Source organism: Actinokineospora sp. (assembly GCF_050699995.1).
Classification (GTDB): Bacteria; Actinomycetota; Actinomycetes; order Mycobacteriales; family Pseudonocardiaceae; genus Actinokineospora.
In genome coordinates this window covers 1-1467 of record NZ_JBOHGC010000319.1, presented here as the reverse complement: position 1 = coordinate 1467, position 1467 = coordinate 1, and the positions used below count along the sequence as shown (strand labels likewise).

General features: G+C 70.1%; 1 protein-coding gene. It reads left to right on the top strand.

Features of this window, described 5'->3' with window-relative positions:
• Positions 1–28: 28 nt before the first annotated feature.
• Positions 29–1467, top strand: a 1439-nt coding sequence (locus ACRDSQ_RS15720) for a transposase (RefSeq protein ID WP_431421928.1), incomplete at its 3' end; no start/stop codon positions are given.

Below are 1467 nucleotides of genomic sequence, written 5' to 3'. Positions count from 1 at the left end.
GTCCGGTCCTGGCGGGGACAATGATCATGTGACGTTGGGTCTGGCGCCGAGGCAGGCGGATTTGTTGCGGACGACGGCGGGCTACTGCGAGGGCCGGGTGGCGCCGGAGTCGATCTATGGGGTGCTGCACCGGGAGTGTCACAACCTGTTCCCGGATGAGGTGTTCGCGGACCTGTTCACCGGTACCGGCCGCCGCAGTGTGCCACCGATGATCGTGGCGGTGGTGATGGTGCTGCAGCGCATCGAGGGCCTGTCGGATCGGGAGGCGGTCGACCGGTTCGCCTTCGACGCCCGCTGGAAGTACGCCGCCGGTGGGCTGGATTTCGACTATCCGGGATTCGTGCACACGGTGCTGGTGGACATGCGCGCGAGGCTGGCTCGTTCGGATCGGCCGGAGCGGATCTTCCAGGCCACGCTTGAGGCGGCGAAGACTGCGGGCCTGGTCGGGCGCAGGCGGGTGCTGGATTCGACCCCGTTGTATGACGCGGTCGCCACGATGGACACCGTCACGCTGATCCGTTCGGCGATCCGTGGGCTGCTCAAGGTCGCCGACACCGACCTGGAGACCGAGCTGCGGGCCCGGTTGCGCCGCGACGATGACTACACCGCGGCGGGGAAGCCGGTCTGTGACTACGACGACCCGGACGCCCGGGCGGGGCTGGTGGACGCGCTGGGCCGCGACGCGATGGCGTTGCTGGGCGTCCTGGACGACCGCGAGCTGGAGGACGGTGTGTCGCAGGCCGGGCAGCTGTTGGCCACCGTGGTCGGCCAGGACCTGGACACCGACGACGAGGGGGTGTTCCGGATCGCCCGCAAGGTCGCCCGCGACCGGGTGATCTCCACCGTCGATCCCGAGGCCAGGCACGGGCACAAGACCTCCGCGCGTGGGTTCGACGGTTACAAGGGCCACATCGGCATCGACCCGGATTCGGAGATCGTCACCGCCACCACCGTCACGCCAGGCAACAGCGGTGACGTCGAAGCAGCCGAGGACCTGCTCGCCGACGTACTGCCACCGGCACAACCCGAGACCGAGGCCGAGGGCGGACCCGAGCCCGAAGGCAACGGCGGGCCCGCCGGGGCGGACGTCAACGACGAGCACGACGAGGACGAGACCGCGCCGGCGGTCTATGGTGACGCCGCCTACGGCGCCGGAAAGCTGCTGGCCCGGCTGGAGAACGCCGGTGCGGACATCAAGACCAAGGTCCAGCCGCCGGTCGCGCCGGGCGGCCGGTTCACCAAGGACCGCTTCGCGATCGACCTGGCCGCGGGCACGGTGACCTGCCCGAACGGCGTCACCGCTGCTCTGCAACCAACCAAGCACAAGCGCCACGCCGCTGTGGCCAAGTTCGGCGCTGCCTGCACCAGCTGTCCACTGGCCGCGCAGTGCACCAGTTCCGTTGGCGGCCGCACCGTGGCCATCAGCCGGCATGAGGCCCAACTGGCCCGAGCCCGCGCCGCGCAGTC